1 protein-coding gene and 1 pseudogene are annotated in these 1747 nt (G+C 65.3%); one reads left to right on the top strand and one right to left on the bottom strand.

All coding sequences use genetic code 11. The features are described 5' to 3' along the window. Positions 1-1226 (bottom strand): annotated as a pseudogene (locus ACTWQF_RS36735) (RNA-guided endonuclease InsQ/TnpB family protein); the annotation flags it as partial. 27 nt (positions 1227-1253) lie between these two features. On the opposite strand from ACTWQF_RS36735, the gene tnpA reads away from it, so the two are divergent. Further along, the gene (tnpA, locus tag ACTWQF_RS36730) at positions 1254-1715 is read left to right on the top strand and encodes an IS200/IS605 family transposase (protein ID WP_443284120.1); all 462 of its coding nucleotides are present in this window, start codon (positions 1254-1256) and stop codon (positions 1713-1715) included. Positions 1716-1747 lie beyond the last annotated feature (32 nt).

The following is a 1747-nucleotide window of genomic DNA, read 5'->3' as shown; positions in this document are numbered from 1 at the left end:
GGCCTGGGTCGCCTGACCCTTCCGGGGGCTTCCTGCTTCACTGCGCTGTGCGGGCACGTGTGCCCGTCTTACCGGCACTCCACAGGCGTTTAGCGTCTCCACCCGTCCGGTGGCAACGATACGGCGTCCTTCGAAGAGGACGTTGCGGGCGGCGTTGTGGTCGCGGTCGTGCACGGTGCCACAGGCCCCGCACGTCCACTCCCGGACGTGCAGGGGCTTGGGGCCGTCCCGGAATCCGCAGGCCGAGCAGACCTGAGAGGACGGGAAGGCCCGGTCCACCTTGACGAAGGTGCGGCCGTGCTTGACCGCCTTGTACTCCAGCATGCCGACGAACGCGGACCATCCCGCGTCGTGCACGGACTTGGCGAGCCGGGTACGGCCGAGGCCGGACACCGCGAGGTCTTCCACATACACCGCTTGGTTGTCGCGAATGATCTGCGTGGATGCCTTGTGATGCCAGTCCCGGCGCCGGTCCGCCACGCGGGCGTGCTGACGTGCGACCTTGATACGGGCCTTGGCCCGGTTCTTCGATCCCTTGGCCTTACGGGACAGCTCCCGCTGAAGGCGCCTCAGCTTCTTCTCGGACCGACGCAGGAAGCGGGGGCTGTCGATCTTTTGGCCGTCGGACCCGACCGCGAAGGCGGACAGGCCGAGGTCAAGACCGGTTTCCGCCTCCACCTGGGGAAGGACGTCCGGCTCGGTGTCCACGACGAAGCTGAGGAAGTACCGGCCGGAGCTGTCTTGGGTGACGGTCAGCGACGTGGGTGCGGCCGGAAGCCGACGGGACCACTTGACCTTGAGGTTGCCGACCTTGGCCACGTACACCGTGCCGTCGTCCGGGAGGGAGAAGGCGTTGGTGTTGAGGCGGATCGACTGCCGGGTGTCCTTCTTCGACTTGTACCGGGGAGGGCCGACCTTGCGGCCCTGCCGCTTGCCCTTGACCGAGTCGAAGAAGTTCTTGTAGGCGGTGTCCAGGTCCCGCAGAGACTGTTGCAGGACGACCGCCGACACGTCGGCGAGCCAGGCGCGTTCCTCGGTTCGCTTGGCCTGGGTGATGCGAAGCCGGGACAGCTCGGCCGACTTCACGTACGGCAGTCCCGCGCGTGCGCTTCCTTCCGGTCGCGCAAGCAGTCGTTCCACACCACGCGGGCGCACCCGAACGCATGTGCCAGCGCGCGGCGCTGGGAGGCGTCCGGGTAGGCCCGGTAGTTGTAGCGGAGCTGCACACTCAAGAGCCTACTACTGTTGGTCTCATGGATGAACAGAACGACTACAGGCGTGGCAGACACGTAGTTTCCGCAATGCATGTCCACTTGGTCTTCGTGACGAAGTACCGGCGCGGGGTGTTCAACGACGAGATGCTGACGCGCTGCGAAGAGATCATGCGCAAGGTCTGCGAGGACTTCGAGGCGGAGCTGAAGGAGTTCAACGGCGAACGCGATCACGTCCACCTCCTGATCAACTACCCGCCCAAGGTCGCCGTCTCCAAGCTGGTCAACAGCCTCAAGGGCGTCTCCGCTCGCCGGATACGGCAGGAGTTCACCGGCCGGATCAACTGCGCCATCATGCACGGACACCTGTGGTCGCCCTCGTATTTCTCCGCATCGTGCGGCGGAGCACCACTGGTGATCGTCCGCCAGTACATCGAGCAGCAAAAACGTCCGCTCCAACGTGCACGTCAGAGCAGCCTTGAGACGCATTCATCCCCGGCGTGAACGCCGGGGCTTTCTGCAAGAGTCCCGGTAAC

This window comes from Streptomyces sp. 8N114 (assembly GCF_052245835.1).
In the GTDB taxonomy this organism is placed as follows: domain Bacteria; phylum Actinomycetota; class Actinomycetes; order Streptomycetales; family Streptomycetaceae; genus Streptomyces.
The sequence above is the reverse complement of the archived record's forward strand: the minus strand, read 5'-3'. Positions and strand labels throughout refer to the sequence as shown.

Coding starts and splice junctions, on each gene's coding strand:
- tnpA (WP_443284120.1), top strand. CDS start 1,254: ATGGATGAACAGAACGACTACAGGCGTGGCAGACACGTAGTTTCCGCA.